This window comes from Glaciecola sp. G7-5 (assembly GCF_055808975.1).
In genome coordinates, this window is sequence record NZ_CM147892.1 from 1,002,919 (window position 1) to 1,020,573 (window position 17,655).

12 protein-coding genes and 1 pseudogene are annotated in these 17,655 nt (G+C 41.6%); 3 read left to right on the plus strand and 10 right to left on the minus strand.

Annotated elements, in window-relative coordinates; genetic code table 11:
- From AC0L6H_RS04485 to AC0L6H_RS04495, 3 genes are all read right to left on the minus strand, one after another.
- Positions 1-708, minus strand: a complete 708-nt coding sequence (locus AC0L6H_RS04485) for an ABC transporter ATP-binding protein (RefSeq protein ID WP_473392856.1) — start codon at positions 706-708, stop codon at positions 1-3.
- A gap of 9 nt (positions 709-717) precedes the next feature.
- Positions 718-1,272 carry a rhomboid family intramembrane serine protease gene (locus tag AC0L6H_RS04490; RefSeq protein WP_473392857.1) on the minus strand — a complete coding sequence of 185 codons (555 nt, stop codon included), beginning with the start codon at positions 1,270-1,272 and terminating at the stop codon, positions 718-720.
- 78 nt (positions 1,273-1,350) lie between these two features.
- On the minus strand, positions 1,351-2,220 hold the full coding sequence (locus AC0L6H_RS04495) for a substrate-binding periplasmic protein (RefSeq protein ID WP_473392859.1): 870 nt from the start codon (positions 2,218-2,220) through the stop codon (positions 1,351-1,353).
- Between the two features lie 805 nt (positions 2,221-3,025).
- Here AC0L6H_RS04495 and AC0L6H_RS04500 point away from each other — a divergent pair.
- Positions 3,026-5,266 (plus strand): winged helix-turn-helix domain-containing protein, encoded by a 2,241-nt coding sequence (locus AC0L6H_RS04500; protein WP_473392860.1) that lies wholly within the window; start codon positions 3,026-3,028, stop codon positions 5,264-5,266.
- 5 nt (positions 5,267-5,271) lie between these two features.
- Here the strand turns inward: AC0L6H_RS04500 and AC0L6H_RS04505 are convergent.
- The 7 genes and pseudogenes from AC0L6H_RS04505 to AC0L6H_RS04535 all read right to left on the minus strand — a co-directional run bounded on the left by AC0L6H_RS04505 (position 5,272) and on the right by AC0L6H_RS04535 (position 15,234).
- Positions 5,272-8,491, minus strand: a pseudogene (locus tag AC0L6H_RS04505) (error-prone DNA polymerase).
- Positions 8,475-9,920, minus strand: a complete 1,446-nt coding sequence (locus AC0L6H_RS04510) for a Y-family DNA polymerase (RefSeq protein WP_473392861.1) — start codon at positions 9,918-9,920, stop codon at positions 8,475-8,477. Before AC0L6H_RS04510 ends, AC0L6H_RS04505 begins: the two are co-directional and overlap by 17 nt.
- A gap of 3 nt (positions 9,921-9,923) precedes the next feature.
- On the minus strand, positions 9,924-10,673 hold the full coding sequence (locus AC0L6H_RS04515) for a translesion DNA synthesis-associated protein ImuA (protein WP_473392862.1): 750 nt from the start codon (positions 10,671-10,673) through the stop codon (positions 9,924-9,926).
- Between the two features lie 203 nt (positions 10,674-10,876).
- Positions 10,877-12,286: a YdgA family protein gene (locus AC0L6H_RS04520; RefSeq protein WP_473392863.1), complete on the minus strand. Its 1,410-nt coding sequence runs from the start codon at positions 12,284-12,286 to the stop codon at positions 10,877-10,879.
- Between the two features lie 110 nt (positions 12,287-12,396).
- Positions 12,397-14,226, minus strand: coding sequence for a DUF885 domain-containing protein (locus tag AC0L6H_RS04525; protein ID WP_473392864.1), 1,830 nt, complete (start codon positions 14,224-14,226; stop codon positions 12,397-12,399).
- Positions 14,227-14,298: 72 nt separating this feature from the next.
- Positions 14,299-14,631: a DUF1820 family protein gene (locus AC0L6H_RS04530; RefSeq protein WP_473392865.1), complete on the minus strand. Its 333-nt coding sequence runs from the start codon at positions 14,629-14,631 to the stop codon at positions 14,299-14,301.
- A 33-nt stretch (positions 14,632-14,664) separates the two neighbouring features.
- The gene (locus AC0L6H_RS04535; protein WP_473392867.1) at positions 14,665-15,234 is read right to left on the minus strand and encodes a TetR/AcrR family transcriptional regulator; all 570 of its coding nucleotides are present in this window, start codon (positions 15,232-15,234) and stop codon (positions 14,665-14,667) included.
- Positions 15,235-15,571: 337 nt separating this feature from the next.
- Between AC0L6H_RS04535 and AC0L6H_RS04540 the strand changes: the two genes are divergently transcribed.
- Positions 15,572-17,206: a M28 family metallopeptidase gene (locus AC0L6H_RS04540; protein ID WP_473394463.1), complete on the plus strand. Its 1,635-nt coding sequence runs from the start codon at positions 15,572-15,574 to the stop codon at positions 17,204-17,206.
- A gap of 84 nt (positions 17,207-17,290) precedes the next feature.
- Positions 17,291-17,485 (plus strand): DUF4177 domain-containing protein, encoded by a 195-nt coding sequence (locus tag AC0L6H_RS04545; protein ID WP_473392868.1) that lies wholly within the window; start codon positions 17,291-17,293, stop codon positions 17,483-17,485.
- The last annotated feature ends 170 nt before the right edge of the window (positions 17,486-17,655 follow it).

Sequence of the window (17,655 nt, forward strand, 5' to 3'; positions counted from 1 at the left end):
CTAATGTGTCGACGAAAGCAAACGCCCTTGCTCCAAGCGCACTTGTTGCTGCGTGAGGGATGCAACTTGTTCACTATGGGTAACTAGGATGAGTGTCGTATTATGTTGCGCACAAGTATCTATCAACAAACGACTAACCTTTTGTGAATTAACGCTATCGAGGTTACCTGTGGGTTCGTCGGCCAGTAAAAGCTTGGGTTTGTGAGCTAGGGCTCTAGCAATAGCCACGCGTTGTTGTTCACCGCCAGATAATTGATGAGGAAGCTTGTCTGCATGTTTTAACACGCCCAATGTCTCCATAAGCGCATTAATGTATTTGGCATCGGTGGGACGCCCACGTTGTGCATTTAATTTTGCAGGCAAATAAACGTTGTCATGTACGCTAATGACGTCGATCAGGTTATATTTTTGGAACACTATCCCTATGGTCGACATTCTGTAGTTGTCTGCTTGTTCTTGAGAAAAGGCGCTTATATCTGTGCGTCCTTTTTGGCCTTGGTTATTATTATTGTCGTCAAACCAGATATGGCCTTGATCAGGCTTATCTAATGCGGCCAACAAATGCAATAATGTCGACTTCCCAGAGCCAGACGCGCCCATTATACTAACACTCATGCCTTGTTCGATTGAAAAGCTTAGCTCGCTTAAAATGGTTTGTTTATGGCCGCCATCTATATATGACTTTGATATTGCATCGATTGATAACATATTTTACGATTATTTCTTCATTAAAAACCAGGCTAAAAATAAGCCGCTTACAAAGCCAAAAAAGTGAGATTCCCAAGAGACATAGGGTTGACTCGGTAATACTCCCCAAACCATCGTTCCATACACGAAGGCGACCAATACCGATATAATCATAAGCCCAATTTTTCGACTTAAAAAGCCTGCGAGTACAAGAAAGCCAAAATAACCGTAAATAATTCCGCTCGCACCAACATGAAAAGCGTGTCTACCAAATAACCACACCAGCAACCCTGTGCTCACGATAAGTGAAAAAGACAGAACGAAAAATGTTCGCTGAGAAAATTGAAGCAACAAAAAGGTAAACACACACAAGGTGACTATGTTTGATAAAAAGTGTTGCAGACTAGCATGCAGAAATGGCGCAGTAAAAATATAGGGAAGTGAAAAAAGTGATCTAGGTACTATGCTGAATTGATTGAGTATTCTGCCAGTAAAAAGATTTATTATTTCAATGACAAATAGTAAGGCAAACACGTAAGCAACGATACGCAGGTGCTTTTTCAGAACAGAGTGATTTTGTGGCATGAAGTACCTAGCAATACTTAACAACTATCGCTTTACTTTACCTCATTGGCTAGCGATTAGACATCCTATTTGTTGGTTTTAATGTTGAGGGCTCTGATTGACAGCTTTTGTACTTGTATACACTTCGTGATGATATTTTATGCCGTACTTTTGTCTGAGTGTTTCTATCAATTCACGTTCTTTTTCGATAAAGGCGCTAAGCTCTTCGAGTAAGGTAATATGCTTGATGCTAGATAGATGATAAGCAACGCTAGTATTGGGCAAATTAGGCGCGATGGATAAGCCATGCAAATTATCATTTTCAGCAATTAAATATGCCCCAATATTATATTCTACATCTGCCGCAACGACTGAGCCTCGTTGCACAGAATATAACGCAGTATATAAATCCCTCACTGGGACCGACTTTATATTGTAATCTTTTATAGGGCCAACCCAGGTATAAGCGGTGTACCCAAACGGAATAGCGACTTTTGATACGTCTTCGACGTTTATATTGCGGTTTTCGGTACGAACAAAACTTGCGCTTATTGTGTCTATGATTGGGGCGCTATAAATATTTGGCAATCGGTTTGAACGATAGGCTGACCATAACGGGTTATCTGGGAATATAAAATCGATTGCCTCACTATCCATTGACGGTTGTAGGCGATTTACGGGCATAGGTAAATATTCAAAGGTAATATTTTTCGCGTCTGCAAATTTTTTTAATATTGCCCAGCCAAGTCCTCTATCTTCTACATTGGCATAGGAGAAAAGTGGATAACTGTTTACATAAGAAACACCTATTCGAAAGTGCGTCTGCTTTTTAGTGAGGGTTTTTTTTGTATCTTGCGAGTTTTCAATATTGGCGTTGGTCGTCTGGTCGGGGCTTTCATTTGTCTTGCTGAAACTTAGCTTATTGCCCAATAGCAGTGTGACTAGTAATAGTAGACAATATTTTTTCACGTAACACTCTCTCTAAATTTATGGGCGATTTACACATATAGATGGTTAAGTATCGGCCAATTAAGCAAAAAACTGAGAACTTAAAGGGTTTTCGGTACGAGTTTATTATTATATGAGAGTGTCCTATATTCTGACCTTGTTTGACGTTTACTAAATTAAAATATGCGATTTTGAGATAGTGAGTGCTTACATTTGAACTTGGCGTGGCCGGACTTTTGGATTCTTTGTGTTATACAATGCCTAAATATTAAAAAATTTATGAGTAATACAACTTCATGAATACGATCGCGTTTGGCCTTTTTAAAGATATTGCGCGTGTTGTAAATGCGCAATTTAAGCTAAAAATATTTAGCGATATTCGCAAAATGAAAAGTCAGTTAACCGAGTTTTTATCAAGCCCGAAATGTGACTTCGCAGCTAAAAAATAAGGGCGCTAAACTTCCACGATTTACACTGTGAACTAGTGCGATTGACGCGAGGTCACATTGCAAAGTGGAAGAAAAAATCTTTGGTTTAACGAAAATATGCTAATAAAAAAGCACAATGATTTCACTTTTACAGGGACTGTATATTTAGTCTTTCTGCTTTTTATAGAGCTTGAGATTGGGTCTAAATATTTCTTTTTTGCTAGCCTTATAAAAATGAATAGTCAGAATGCCCCTTGTCTTTTATGTTCTTTAGTTTGAGCGACAAAACTCTTTAGCAATTATAAACAAAGGCGTGTATGCTTGTTCACATAAAGTCACAAGCTGTAGTTTTTTGTTCGATGTGACAGGTGAGCAATTAAATATGGTATCTAACTATCGTGTCCGATATAAATTTACGCAATAAACTAGCTAGGTTTTTGAACTGCGAACTTGATTGTAATTCAGGGCGTTTGAGTGTTGATGGTAGCCAGCAAAAACTAGAGCCCATGGTTCATCAATTTATGCTTTTGCTTATTCAGCACCAAGGCGAGTTGGTGAGCAAGGAAGAGGTCCTAGAAACACTTTGGCCATCGAAAAAACCTAACGACGAAGCCCTACGTGCAATGGTCAAAAAAGCACGTGAAGCCCTAAAAGATAACGCCAGAAATCCTATCTATATTAAGACAGTTCCAACCAAGGGATATTTGCTCATACCACCTGTAGATTTAGTTTCTACAATGCTACAGTCGTATGTAAAAGTACATGCTAAATTTATCGTTTGGACGGCAATTGTGGTAAGTTGCGCCATAGTGGCGTTTATTTGGTATTTAGTCAGTACGGGATATGGGGATGATACGCTGCCGAAAGTAAGCATTGAAAAAACTACGATAGGGGTTGTGCAGAACAAAAGTGTAAGTACTTACTACATTAATGACGATATAATAAATATATGGATAGATAGTTCTGATGCTAACAATCTAAGCCAAGTCCTGATTGAAAATATCAACACTAAACAACTGCAAAAAATCGTATTCCCGGAGCTATTACATCAACAATTTTGGTATTCACAAGGAAGTAAGCGTATATTGCTGATGCGTAAAGACAACAAGGGTTTTTACGCAATCGATGTTAATCGACAAGCAAAAGACGCAAGTATTAAAAAATACCCAGTAAGTTTGCCTGATGGTTCTAATGTGCTTGGCGCTGATTTTAGTGGTAACTATTTATATGTAAGCTCTGAGACCGATAATACATTTAATTTGTTTTCTTTGGATAGCGGTCTGCAGCAAACAGCGGTTGAGCGCTGGCCTTCGATTGTGGGTGCATCTGAGCAAATCGAGAAGTTGAAAGCGAGTATTGCGTCAACACCACCGCTCAATTCAGTTGAACAAGTGAAGGTCAACGTTTGGCCTTCGCCTGTGAGCAGCGGATTTATACTTAGTTTAGAAGCCAAAAACCGGCATAGTTTGTTCTATTTTAAAGATGCACAAACTGCCGTTCCCACTCGCTCGCTTGATCTTAACAATGGTTTGCAAAGCGGCGTATTTAATGCCCAAGGCAATCGTTTTAGCTTCACCGACAATAGCGCAAATCTTAGCGCATTTCAGCTCGATGAAGGGCGCTTAACCTTATTTAATGCCAATGGTGAATTGATTAATCAGGTTGTTGCCGATTGCGGTGCTACTTGCTTTGTGCTTGCCAATACTCAAGGCATACCGAAGTTGAATGAATATACAATACCCGAAGTGTTCGCTACTAAAGCCACAAGTGAAAATGCTAGTCAACACGTGCAACTGGTGTCAACAAATACGATTGCACGCAATGAATATCTTCCCCAGTATACTGATGAGGGTCTCTACTTCGTAAGTCAACAAGCAGACCAAATAGCGATTGTTTACAGAGCGAAGAATAGCGCCGAAAGGGTCATTTACGAGTTTAGTAAGCAATCGCAGATTGACGAATTGCTTGTCGATGAGGATTCTCGGTTTTTAGCGGGTATTGTAAATCAGCGTCCGTTTGTCATCGATATGGATAGCGCAAAAATTCGTTATTTACCGCTTACTTTTCCTAAGGTTAGTCATATTCATTTCTCAACAAAATCAGGCTCTGATACTAGCGATATATTGACCTTTTATGCTGAAACAAGTATTGCAGGGCAAACGACGAATTTACGACAGCCTGACGGTTTGTACGAATACAATATGCGTACAAAGCAAATGAGACTGCTAGAAGCGGGTATAAAAGTGAAAAAGTCGATTGATCTAGTCGATACACTTGATAAGGGAAGTAAACGTTACAGTGCGACATTTCTGCTTAACAAGCATGGCATTGGCTTTGTAAATTTCCAGAATAACAAAGCGTCGTTGCAAGTTGAAATTGGCACTAATGATTGTAGTGCTTGCTGGCAAATACATAAAAACCACCTATATCAATTAGTGCCAAGTACATACAGTAGCGAGCAAGCTTATCTTCTTAAAACACATTTGCTTACGGGCGAACAAAGCAAAGTCCCTTTACTTCTTAGTGATTTGCTGAAACCCTTTAGTATCCATCCAAGTGGCAATAAAATAGCACTTATTACGCGGCAAAACCTACAAACAGAACTCACGCAAATCAAAGGGATAACACAAATATACTGATTGGCTTATTTAAATTCTCGCGCATTCACATCAAGGTGTTGTAATAAGCCAGTTAAATCGACTAACTTACCAGCGATGACATGTTCGACCCCGCCATTTCCACGCTCTAGAATGCCTTTAACCTGTAATATCTTTGCGTTTAAATAGGCTTCTTTTTGTGCTCTGGCGCTACGCTGCCAAATAACTACATTGGTATTTCCGCTATGATCTTCTAAAGTAATAAATGTTACTCCTGCAGCGGTTCCAGGACTTTGTTTACACGACACAAGACCAACAACCGAGATAAAAGATTGGTGTGCAACAAGGGGAATATCTTTCGCTAGGGTGAACTTAGGTAATAAATTTGCTTGTTCTAGCATGTCGATAGGATGATGTTTGACCGACAGCCCTGTACTAGCATAATCTTCTAATAAGTTATCAAACATAGATGGTTGGCGAATAAGGGATTGAGTGGGTGTACTGCTAGTTTGACTAAACAGTGGTAAATCAACAATATCATTCATTAGCTGCCAACGGCTATTAAATCTATCTTGACCAAAACAGGCGAAAGCATTCGCACTCGCCAAGGCTTGTAAGCAAGACGCCGGTAAACCAATATGACGTAGTTCTTGGATACTTTTAAATAGGCTCGCTGGCCGGTACTTTATGAGGGTGTCAACTGATGAAGCCTTAAGTCCTTTGACTAAGCGTAAGCCTAAACGAAGTGCATGATCATGAACACTATCTTGCTCATATTTAGACTTCGCTTGTTGATTTTTGTTTGTGGGAATAAGTTTGTGATCATAATCTGATTGATTAACGCAAACGGGCAGTATGGCTACCTTATGACGCTTGGCATCTTGAATAATTTGTGAAGGCGCGTAAAAGCCCATAGGCAAGCTATTGAGCAAGCCTATATAAAAAACAGCAGGGTAATAATGTTTTAGCCACGCTGATACATAGGCAAGTACAGCAAATGAAGCTGAATGGGATTCTGGAAATCCGTACTCGCCAAAGCCACATATTTGTTCAAACAGACGCTCAGCATAAGCCAGTGAATAATTTCTTTGGGTCATTCCATCAACAAGTTTTTTCTGAACTTGCCCAGTTCGCCATTCTTTTTCCAACTAGCCATGGCACGCCTTAATTGATCTGCCTCTCCGCCACTAAAGCCGGCTGCCACCATGGCAAGTTGTATAACTTGTTCTTGAAATATAGGCACGCCCATTGTGCGTCCAAGGACGTTTTTGACCGCCTCTGAAGGATAGCTGACTTTTTCTAAGCCATCTCGGCGTTTTAAAAAAGGATGTACCATATCGCCTTGTATAGGCCCAGGCCTAACAATTGCAATTTGCACGACTAAGTCGTAGTAACATTTGGGTTTTAAACGCGGGAGCATCGACATTTGTGCCCGCGATTCGATTTGAAAAAGACCCACGGTGTCGGCGCTTTGTATTTGTTTATAAACCTGTGGGTCGTCACCTAATGCGGTAATAAAGGCAATGCTGCAGTCTTGCTGGTAGTTATTTTTGAGCATATCAAAACATTTGCGAATGGCTGTTAACATGCCAAGCGCAAGCACATCGACTTTCAGTAATTTAAGGCTTTCAAGGTCATCTTTATCCCATTGAATTACGGTACGTTCGGGCATGGCGGCGTTTTCAACCGGAACGAGTTCGTATAATGGGCCTTCGGAGATCACAAAGCCGCCCACATGCTGAGATAAATGGCGGGGAAAGCCAATTAGTTGTTCAACCAAATGTACAAACTTATTACCCAGTGAGGACTCAGGATCAATGCCTAATTCTCCTAACTGAGATTGCCAGCTAATTGCACGGTCGCGCCTATTTACATTTTTAATGAAAAAGTCGAGGTCGGTGTTATTAACGCCTAATACTTTACCCACTTCACGCAAAGCGCTTTTAAAGCGATAACATACCACCGTGGCGGCAAGCGCGGTACGTTCACGGCCATATTTTTGATAGATATATTGGATGATTTCTTCACGGCGCTCATGTTCAAAGTCTACATCGATATCGGGTGGCTCATTTCGTTCTTTTGAGATGAAACGTTCAAACAGTACGCTGATTTGCCTTGGATCAACGGCAGTAATTTCTAAGCAGTAACACACCACCGAATTTGCTGCTGAGCCTCTGCCTTGGTATAAAATATTGCGGCTTTTGGCAAACATCACAATATCGTGAATGGTTAAGAAAAAGTGCTCGTACGATTGTTCTTTGATCAATAAAAGTTCTTTTTCGATAATATCTCGGATGTCTTTAGATAGGCCTTGTTCAAACCTATTTTTAATGCCTTGCTCAACCAATTCACGCAGATATTGGGTGGGCGTCATGCCCTTTGCGACGACCTCACTAGGATATTGATAGGCTAGTTCGTCCATACTAAAGTGACAAGCCGAGGCTAATAGGCAAGCATTGTTTAACCACTGCACCGGATAGAGTGACTTCAGTTTATTAATAGGGCGCAGGCAAGCTTCGCTATTTGCTTGTGCGCGGCGACCAAGTTCATTAATACCGCAGCCCATTTTAATTGCTTGTAGGCAGTGCTGCATTTCTAAGCGTGAGGGCTCATGCATAAGCGCGCAAGAGCTGGCGATAATATCAATATCATAAACTTCACTAAGGTCTTGGCAATAAGCAAGATAATCTTGTTCGTTGGCGTTTAACCAGCGCTTTGCGACTAAAAATAAGCGTTCTTTGAAGTGCTTTTGTAACCAAGTGATGAAGTCGTGACTTGGGTTTTGTTGCTGCCACGCAGAAAAAGAAGGGCCCGGGTGCGCACTATGCTCAGGGTAAAGGCTCGGCTTGGCTGGTATCCATAAACAAAAGCAATGTTTAATGGAGCTGAGATCCCACTTTGACAGCGTATATTCGCCTTTTTCGGCTCGCCTGCGTGCGTTTGTTATTATTCTGCAGCACTCTTTGTAAGCCAAATGGTTAGGACAAATAAGCACAATCTCTTGGTTTTCATATATGAACTTACTCCCAACTATTAGCTTGATGGGTAAATGGTTATTTTTAATTTCGGTGTATGCCCGTACTACCCCAGCAACCGAACATTCGTCGGTAATGGCAATCGCTTGATAGCCTAAAAAATAGGCTTGGCGTATCAATTCTTCAGGGTGCGAGGCTGCTTCTAAAAAGAGAAATTAGATTGGCAGACCAATTCAGCAAAACCAATAAGGGGCGCTGTGTTTTCTGGTGGCGGATTAAATAAAGTAGCCATGTAAAAACCATTCTTGAGTGGGGGTTTTAAATATCCATAACTGCTGGCCGTCTTGGCTTTGTCCTATGTAGTAATCTCGGTTAATTGCCCTGTCATCCCACCAACCAGTTTGAATACGTTCAGGGCCTTTTATAACCTCAAGTTGTTGCTGCAGTGGTTGCGGTGTTTGCAGTAATAAGCCGGGCCTGTCATCAAAAATGAAGGTTGTAGAATGCTTGTTCTTATTTGAAGTTGTGCCAATAGGGCTTGATTCGCTACATTTTTCAGGCCTAAAATCACCAACAAAGTGCAAGTGCTTTACGGCCTTATTTCCTAACTTGCTTTGCAATCTAGAGATCAAGGTAAGGGAGGCGAGATGAGTCGATTTTTGGGCAAACATATCGTCGTTAGCAACTTCTGCTACTTCATAATGTTCACAGCTTAAGGATAGGGCGTAAACCGGTGAATCAAATTGTATCGATTCTAATTTAAGGCTAATAATGTCTAGCCAATCAGGGGTTTTGTAAATAGGACGTATGCTCGCAAAATGATGCTCTTGCGGCTCATGCTCACGCTGGAAAAACTGCATAGCAATTGATAAGCAATGTGCATTTCGCAGTTGCAAAAACTCACTGAGTTTATCTATCACAAGGCCTATAAGTGGTAAAAGTTTATCGCTTAAGCTGACCTCATATAATAGTTCTATATAGTCATGGTAGCGGGGTTTAGGTTGGTAAAAGGTGACACGCGCAGCTTGCTTACCTTGTAGCTCGTTAATGACGCCCATGCTAAAACGTGAAACACGGTTGGCGAGATCGGCCGTAGGAAGTTGACACAGTTGTGCATAAGTTTTAACCCCAATGCGGGCCAGTTTTTGTAAGTCTTTGACGTCGATATCGGTATAGCTTAAGGCGCATTGCTTAAGCTCGGCGCTAATTTTCTCACGATCATCACTAATAAGTGACTTGTGATTTAGGGCGAGTACTTTTGCTCCTTGAACCGAATAACTCGATGCGGCGATAAAATGAATACCTTGGCGCTGTAATACTTGCTTTATGACTAGCCAATAAGCTTCTAACCCGCCATAGAGACTAAGCATGTTTTGCGCTCTTAGGACTAGCGCATTGGGCGGGGCGAGTACAATATCTGAAGTCATTAAGTATAAGTGGTCGGCAATATTCACAATATGCGTGCTTTCTATTTCTTCGCTATATTCGTGCAACTGTAAATCAGCACAGCTCAAACTTGCGCTCGCTAAGCCCATATTAAGGCGCAAGCCTTGCTCGAGTGCCTTTTTGTTTAATTGGCACAAGGTGTTTGTATTTACGTTTACAACGCCGCGGGGCTGCTTTTGCTGCCTAATCTGATGACTTTCAGCCGCTTCTATTAAATCAAGCTGTAGCCTAGGGAAGTAGAGATAAATCCACAATGAGCGCGTATCAAATTGCATGATTTACCTGTTGGCGTTAATCGCAACGATTTTATTAGCGCTGTCTACTTTGTGCTGGCGGCGTTTGAGTGAGCGATTAGTCAGGCTTTTAAAAGGAAGCGGAATACGAACCGCTTTTTGCGCCCAGCCTATTTTTTGCTTGTTTATTTTTATGCTCAATTCATCGTTTTCACGCTCAATACTAAGCGATAAGCTAAGCGGTAAATTACTTTGCTGGTTTTCGCTTTGCTGATCCTGGGTATTGTTATTTGTGCACCGGGCATGAAGGTGACTCTGTAGCCATACGCAGTAACAAGCCCCTTGCAGAGCGGCGTGTTCAAGCTTACGTATTTGTATGTGTTTTAGCTTTTTCTGCCACATAAAAATGGCACAACAAGCCCCACTTTTAGCTGACTGTTCAGCGCTCCATAAGGCGTCTTCAGCTTTGTTTGTACGGATCACAAGCAATTGCGCTAAAGAAATATTTTGTGCAAGCAGAAACTCTGCGTTTAATTCAAAAGGCGGATCGATAAACATATATAGCTTGTCGTTTTTGCGCTTTTGTTGCTGTAAAACAGACAGCATCAGGCGCATTTCGCCGCAGCCAAGTGGGCTTTCTATATGGATCATGCCTGCCGCGGGAAAGCCGCGAGACAATACCTTATCAAGGTTTTCATAGCCGGTTGCTAGCGTATCACTTGCGGCTTGTTGCTTAGCATTTGCGGCTGTCCATACCCATTGCTTATTTTGTAAATCATGCAGAATAGGATTCATAACCAGCTCAATTTATACTGTACGGATATACAGTATAAATATTATTGTAAGCGACGCAAGCAAGAAATGTTTTTTGATATAAGAATGATCGCTAATTATTTGTTTTAAATAATCTTTTTTTCAGATAAAAAAAGAGCAGGGCTATTGCAGCACTGCTCTTGATAATACCTACATATCGCTAAAAAGTGTGTAGAGCGATAAATTTACAGTGGTATTTGATTGCCGTTTAACAATGCAATACCATTTTCTAAGCTAAAGTTTAGCTTATAAGCTTCGTCTTCTTTTATAAGCATGCCCTGCTGTGTAAGACCTTGCAAGGTTCCTTCTATCTGTTGAGTCATTATTTGGTCTTGCTCTTCCTCGCTTAAGGCTACGAAGTTCGGATTCGCCGAAAGCTGCTGAGATATCATTAAGCTGGCGAAGAATTGCGCTGCATCTTCGGCCATTGTCAACTCGCTAGTAACAAGGACATGTTGCATCCAAAATGCCTTATCGTCGATGCTCTCTGGCAGCTCTTGAATGTCAGTCACTGTGCTCATAATATTGCCTTTAAACTCACTGCCATTTACTTTGCCACTAATATTCGTAAAGTTATATTCAGGTTTTGCTTGCAGCTGTTCAAGTAGATAAGTGTCGACAAATGCATTCATGTCGGCTTCTAGTTGGCTTGGGTTTGCCGCGTTTTCCATTAATTTATTGCTAAACTCTTGATAGGCCAAAATAAACTTAGCTTGTAAGTTTTTGACTTCAATGAGCGTATTTAAATCAGTGAGATTCATATCAGGGGCATCTACTGATGCGATGTTAGTATTGATTGAAACGCCGCCCAAATCATTTGATTTATCATAATCACTTGTCGCGTTCATCTTTGTATCTACGATACGTACTTCGGTGTTTTCAGTCATATCGTTGAAGCTCATTAGATCAATCGAAAAGCTTGAGCTTGAATCATATAAACCTTGGGTCATTAGATTTGTAATTGACTCAGCGGCATTCACATCAAGCACGATATTTTGAATATCCAAGCTCAGCGTGTTTTCTACCGTCATTTGCAAGCCATCAGCGGCGCCAACATATTCAATTGAGTCACTGTTAAGTTCACCCTTTCCTTTAAGCCCCGTAAACGAAACGATACCTTTGGTCTTCGGGTCGGTATATTCTATTGCTGCAATACTATCTCGATAAGTTGTGCTTCCAAGTAGGCCCGTTAGACCTTTGAATTGGTAGAAGGGGTCGTTGTTAGGAAGTACTAAACTAGCAGGAAGCTCTGGAGATTGCGTTTGTACAACACTGCGCAACCAAGCAATTGCAAAGCCATCACTAAAGATAAAAGGCCCATGGCTCCCCATTACGTCAACATTAACCGAAAAGTCCAAAGGTGCTTGCCCGGTCACGTCTGACATATCAGGCATAGTTAAGGCAACATTCACAACCGCTTTAGTACTAAACCAACCACTTTCGATACTGCTAATAGAAGCGCTATAGCTAGGGTTTTTATTAATTGCTTGGACGGTATTTTCAATGCCAGTCGCAAATTGTGAACCCACAATTTTAGGGCCAATTAAGGCCGCAGCGAGAACAAGCACGAATGCAAATATGAGGACTTTCTTCATGGAGGGACTTCCTTGCGTAAAAATAAAAGAATAATGGGCAGTATAAGCTTACGCCCAACTGCCGAGAATAATACAGAACTTACGAAACAAACTAAAGACTAGTAAAAAGACTATTTTGTTTTCGCTTTTTCAATAAAGGCATCTACTTTTTGTTCGAGTACAAAAAGGGGAATTGAGCCATTTGCTAAGACAGCGTCGTGAAATGCGCGCAAGTCAAAATCCTCTCCTAGACTCGACTCCGCTTTTTTGCGCAGCGCCTTAATTTTGATTTCACCTATTTTGTATGACAAAGCTTGTCCTGGCCATGTGATATAGCGGTCAATCTCGGTACGTACATTGTGCTCAGATAAAGCCGTGTTTTCTAACATATAGGCTAATGCTTGGTCACGACTCCAGCCAAATACATGCATGCCTGTGTCAACCACAAGACGACACGCTCGCCACATTTCGTAGCTTAAACGCCCAAAATCGTCATAGGGGTCTTCATACATACCTACTTCAAGCCCTAAATACTCTGAATACAAGCCCCAGCCTTCACCAAATGCCGAGATATAAGTTGAGCGACGAACTTCAGGTAGCTCACTCATTTCAGCGGCCAAGGATATTTGTAAATGGTGACCAGGGACGGCTTCGTGTAAAGTCAGCGCTGGGATAGCATAAAGTGGGCGTTTATCTAGCGCATAAGTGTTCACCCAATAGTAGCCGGGTTGGTCATCCCGCCGTGGTGATAGATAACGTCCGGTAGTATATTTAGGCGCGATATTGTCAGGCACCGGCGCTACACCGTAGGGCGTGCGAGGCATTTTATAAAACAGCTGAGGCAGTTTCGCATCCATTTTTTTCGCGACATACGAAGCATATTGAATAAGCGCTTCGGGTGTTTTTGCATAAAAGCGTTCATCACTGCGTAAAAATTCGATAAATTCATTGATGTCGCCATTAAACTCGCCTTTCTCTATTTGAGCGTCGACAATCCTTTGCATATCGCCGCGAATGCGAGCCACTTCTTCAAGTCCTAAGTCATGAATTTCTTGGGCTGTCATTGTGGTGGTCGTAAAATGCTTTATACGGTTGTCGTAAAAAGCCAAGCCTTGCGGCCAGTTTTTTGCTGCGATATCGCTTTTAGCACTGGGCATATATTCTTGGGTGAAGAAGTCGTAAAAGCCTTGATATAGCTCGTTTGCTTGCATTACCAAGTCTGTCAGTTCGGCTTTCTCTTTAGCTGATATTAGCTCGTCTTTAGCATTCGCTATTGGTTTAAAGAATGGATGTTCTGAAATGTTATCAGTGCTCAGTGTAGTATTAATATAGGCACTAATAGTGTCTTCATAGCCTTTTAGTGAGACTTGCGGCTGCGTATGCCCGTGTTTTATCCCTTCCTTCATGTAGGCGATATTATGTGCAAATTGATCGGGAAGTTCACTGAGCATTTGTTTGTATACCGAAATATCATCTTTTGACATAATCCGTACGCTGCTGATGCTGGCCCCTAAACTGCTATGAAAACCATACTCAGAGGTAATCGGTACCCGATATTCCTTAAATTCAAACTGAGATATTGCATTGTCTAGACGATACTTTTGCATAAGCACTGTGATGCGTTCGCTGTCAGTTAATGCGCTTTGGTCTATTTGCATTAGCGTCTCACGAAAACTCACAAAGCGGGCATTTCTGGCTTGCAGGGCGGCTAGGCTAATGTCGGCAAATTGTCTAGGTAGTTCAATCGCTTTTTTACCCTTTGATTTTGCTAAGCTCGGATATTGGCTTAGTTCATACTGCCAAATATCATCAAGCAAGGCGGCTAAGGTAACAGAGGCTGCGCTTTGCGACGACACTTGTGGAACTGAGGGGGCTTGTGCTTGCACATTATGTTGAGCGCAACCTGATAGGGCTAATGCAAGCGCGGTAAAAGTTAAAGCAATAGGTAGGGTTTTTAACATGATTGACTCCAAGGTGCGGCGCATATGATGACCGTTTTTGGTTTTGCGCAAATGCCGACACGTTTATTAATATTATTTTTTGGGCGTATATATTGGGCTATGAATGGCGGTCACTTTATCTAGCTTATCAGAAAACGGGGTGATTTTGGCGCTGCCTTGTTTTTTTACCTGATCTATCCTAAGGACGTTATGCATAGGAATAAAGGTACGATCTACACTTCCAAATTCGTCTTTTAGCCTTTCGTGGCTTGGGTCTAGCACAAGTCCGGTGTGTGTATCCCAAACAAAATCTGCAATTTCGATAAAACCAAATATCGAGCTGCTGATAAGCTCTTTTACGTATAACTCGTAGCGTTCACCGCCACTAATAAACTCCACTCTATAAATTGTGGCATCTTTCGTCATGTTACAGTTCTACCTTGTTAATGATGTTAATCTTTAGATAAGTTCAGCAAATAAGCTTTTGATCACAATAAGTGCATCAGACTCGCCTTGTACAATACTGTTAGATACTGGTAATCCTTGGGCAAAACAACTTAATTTTAGTGCTAAGGATTCTACATTTACCTTGTGCCTAAATTCATTTTGATCAATGGCACGTTCAATACAAGCAATAAAGCTTTGTTGCAAATTATCAAAATAGCGCCGGGCTTGATTAATAATTTCGTTGTCTTCTTTACCGGTTTCGACCACCAAGCGAATCAACAAACAGCCTTGCTTATTAATATGTGCTTGATAGGCGGCGAAATAATCAATGATCGCTTGAGAAATCTCTGTGCTTGCGCGCAAGTGTTGCTGCAAGGGCAACAAATGCTGGCTAATGTAATAGCTCAACAAGGCGTCCATAAAGCCTTGTTTATTTCCAAACTCTAAGTAAAAAGCACGCCGATTAAAATCAGTTACGTTAATCAACATATCCATTGAGCAACCTCGATAGCCTTTCGCTAGCACCACGGGAATAGCTGATTCGAAAATCTCTTCTACTGTATATTGTGCTTTACGCGGCATAGCAAACTCGCCTTAGCGTTAGTTTCATGAGAGCCTATTTTAGCTTTGCAATCGATATATTCTGCTAGTGTATGGATGAAACATGAAAATTTCCACTTTTTGCTGTGTTATTAGGCTTTTGCACAAGTTTTGTTACAAGCTTCGACTGGTGTTTGCAGTCTATTCTTGCTTAAATGGCCTGGTAGATTTTGTGCCCTAAGTGGCTTCATTCAACGATATAAACATGCTTTAGCCTACACTTTCCCACCAAGGTGAGTGTCGCTAAAAATTGATAAACGACTGATAAATAAAAGAGAGTAGTGTGAAATTGATATCAAGTATAAAAACAAGTGGGTTGATGCTTGCAACCAGCTTAATGTTGTTAGGTTGTGATGCAACGAGCGATTCAAGGCAAGCAGGACAGGCGCTCAATAGCCCCAAGCCCAATGTCGAAAATATTAAAGGGCACATGAACTTCTTAGCACACGATTTGCTAGAAGGTCGTGATACCGGTTCAAGAGGGCATGAAATTGCGTCTCTCTACATCGCTACAGAGTTTCAAAAATATGGTTTAAAGCGTGCGGGTGAAAACGGCACCTTCATGCAGCGTGTTGGGTTTCGCAAAGGCCTCCTAGTGCAAGAGTCGCCCTCACTTGTGCTACAAAAAGGCGATGACACGATTGAAATGGCCTTTATGGATGATTATTTAGTTAGCCCCAATTTAGCCTATGCCAACGCCAATGCTTCTGCGCCTTTAGTTTTTGTGGGCTATGGTATTGTATCGCCTGAGTTAGATCATGATGACTATGCCAATGTTGATGTTGAAGGCAAAATTGTTGTTGTCTTAAGCGGAAAACCAAAGCGCTTCCCTAGTGAAGTAGGTTCACATGTTTCTTCAAGTGCACAAAAAGCAGATTATGCAGCAGACCGCGGTGCGGTGGGTTATATTAGTATTCAAACGCCCGCTAGTGAGAAACGTCGGCCCTATGAGCGGTCTAAGTTATATACTAAGACCCCAAGAATGGCATGGCTTAATAGCAACGGTGAGCCAGGCAATCAACGCACTGAATTAAAAGTTTCAGCCTCTTTTAGTCCAGATGCGGCCAAAACACTTTTTGCTGATACACAAACCTCACTAGACGAAATTTATGCACAAATTGCAAAGGATGAAGCCCCCGCAGCTTTTGATATGGGCTCGTCAGCTGACTTAAGTTACACCACGACTCATGAAGATGTGAGTAGTCCAAACGTTATTGGTTTGCTTGAGGGCAGCGATCCACTCCTAAAAAATGAATACGTTGTATATACCGCTCACTCAGACCACCTTGGTATTTCAAAGTCGGTCGAGAAAGACAAAATAAATAATGGTGCGATGGACAATGCGACAGGTACGTCGGTACTGATGGAAACCGCGCGTATGTTTTCACAATTGCCGGTGGCGCCAAAACGTTCTATTTTGTTTGTTGCGGTAACGGGCGAAGAGAAGGGTTTATTGGGTGCTGATTACTTTGTTCGCCATCCTACCCGTCCACTTGAGAGTCTTGTCGCCAATGTTAATTTAGACATGCCTTTATTAACTTACGAATTTGCCGACGTAATTGCTTTTGGTGCAAGCCATAGCTCTATGGGTGAAAAAGTAGCTAAGGCTGTGGCAAATGCAGACATAAAGCTGACAGACGATCCATGGCCTGAACTTAACTTGTTTACGCGCTCTGATCACTACGCTTTCGTCAAGCAGGGTATACCGGCGGTATTTTTGGTCACGGGCATAGAATCAAAAACACCCGATATAGAGGGGAGTGAAGTATTAAACAATTTCTTAGCTTCTCATTATCACAGACCTTCAGACGATATGAATCAGCCCTTCGTATGGGCAGCAGCGCGCACATTCACTCAAGTTAATTTTGAAATCGGTTTAACCCTAGGTAACGACCAGCAGCGTCCTACCTGGAATGAAGATAGCTTTTTCGGGCAAACCTTTGGCCGTGATTAAGTTCTTATCTTAGAAAAAAGACGCAAAATAACGAATCCTCTTCTGCCCTGCAGCAGAGGATTTTTTTAGAAGAAGGAAAAACAAATGAAAAAGTTTGAATATAAAATGGTTGATACTCGAGATGTCGCTTCGGCAGGCGTTTTTAAAGGAAGACAACGTCAAGATGTAGAGGCCTATTTAAATGAACTTGGCAGCCTTGGTTGGGAGTTAGTAAATGCTGACTATCGTGAATTAGAGGGTGGCGCAGAGTTCGCTGGCATAATGAAACGCGAGCAGTAAAAAGCTAATTGATTCAAAAACTAAGAGTACAATTCTAGTTCAAACGTGCGTAATTTCATACGCTTTAGCTTTAAAATAACATCGGATCTTTTTATCACGTGCTAAGTCTTTGATTACTCTCAATAAGCTACGAAAAACCGGCGGAAGCCGCGTGTTTATTGGCCTGTCTG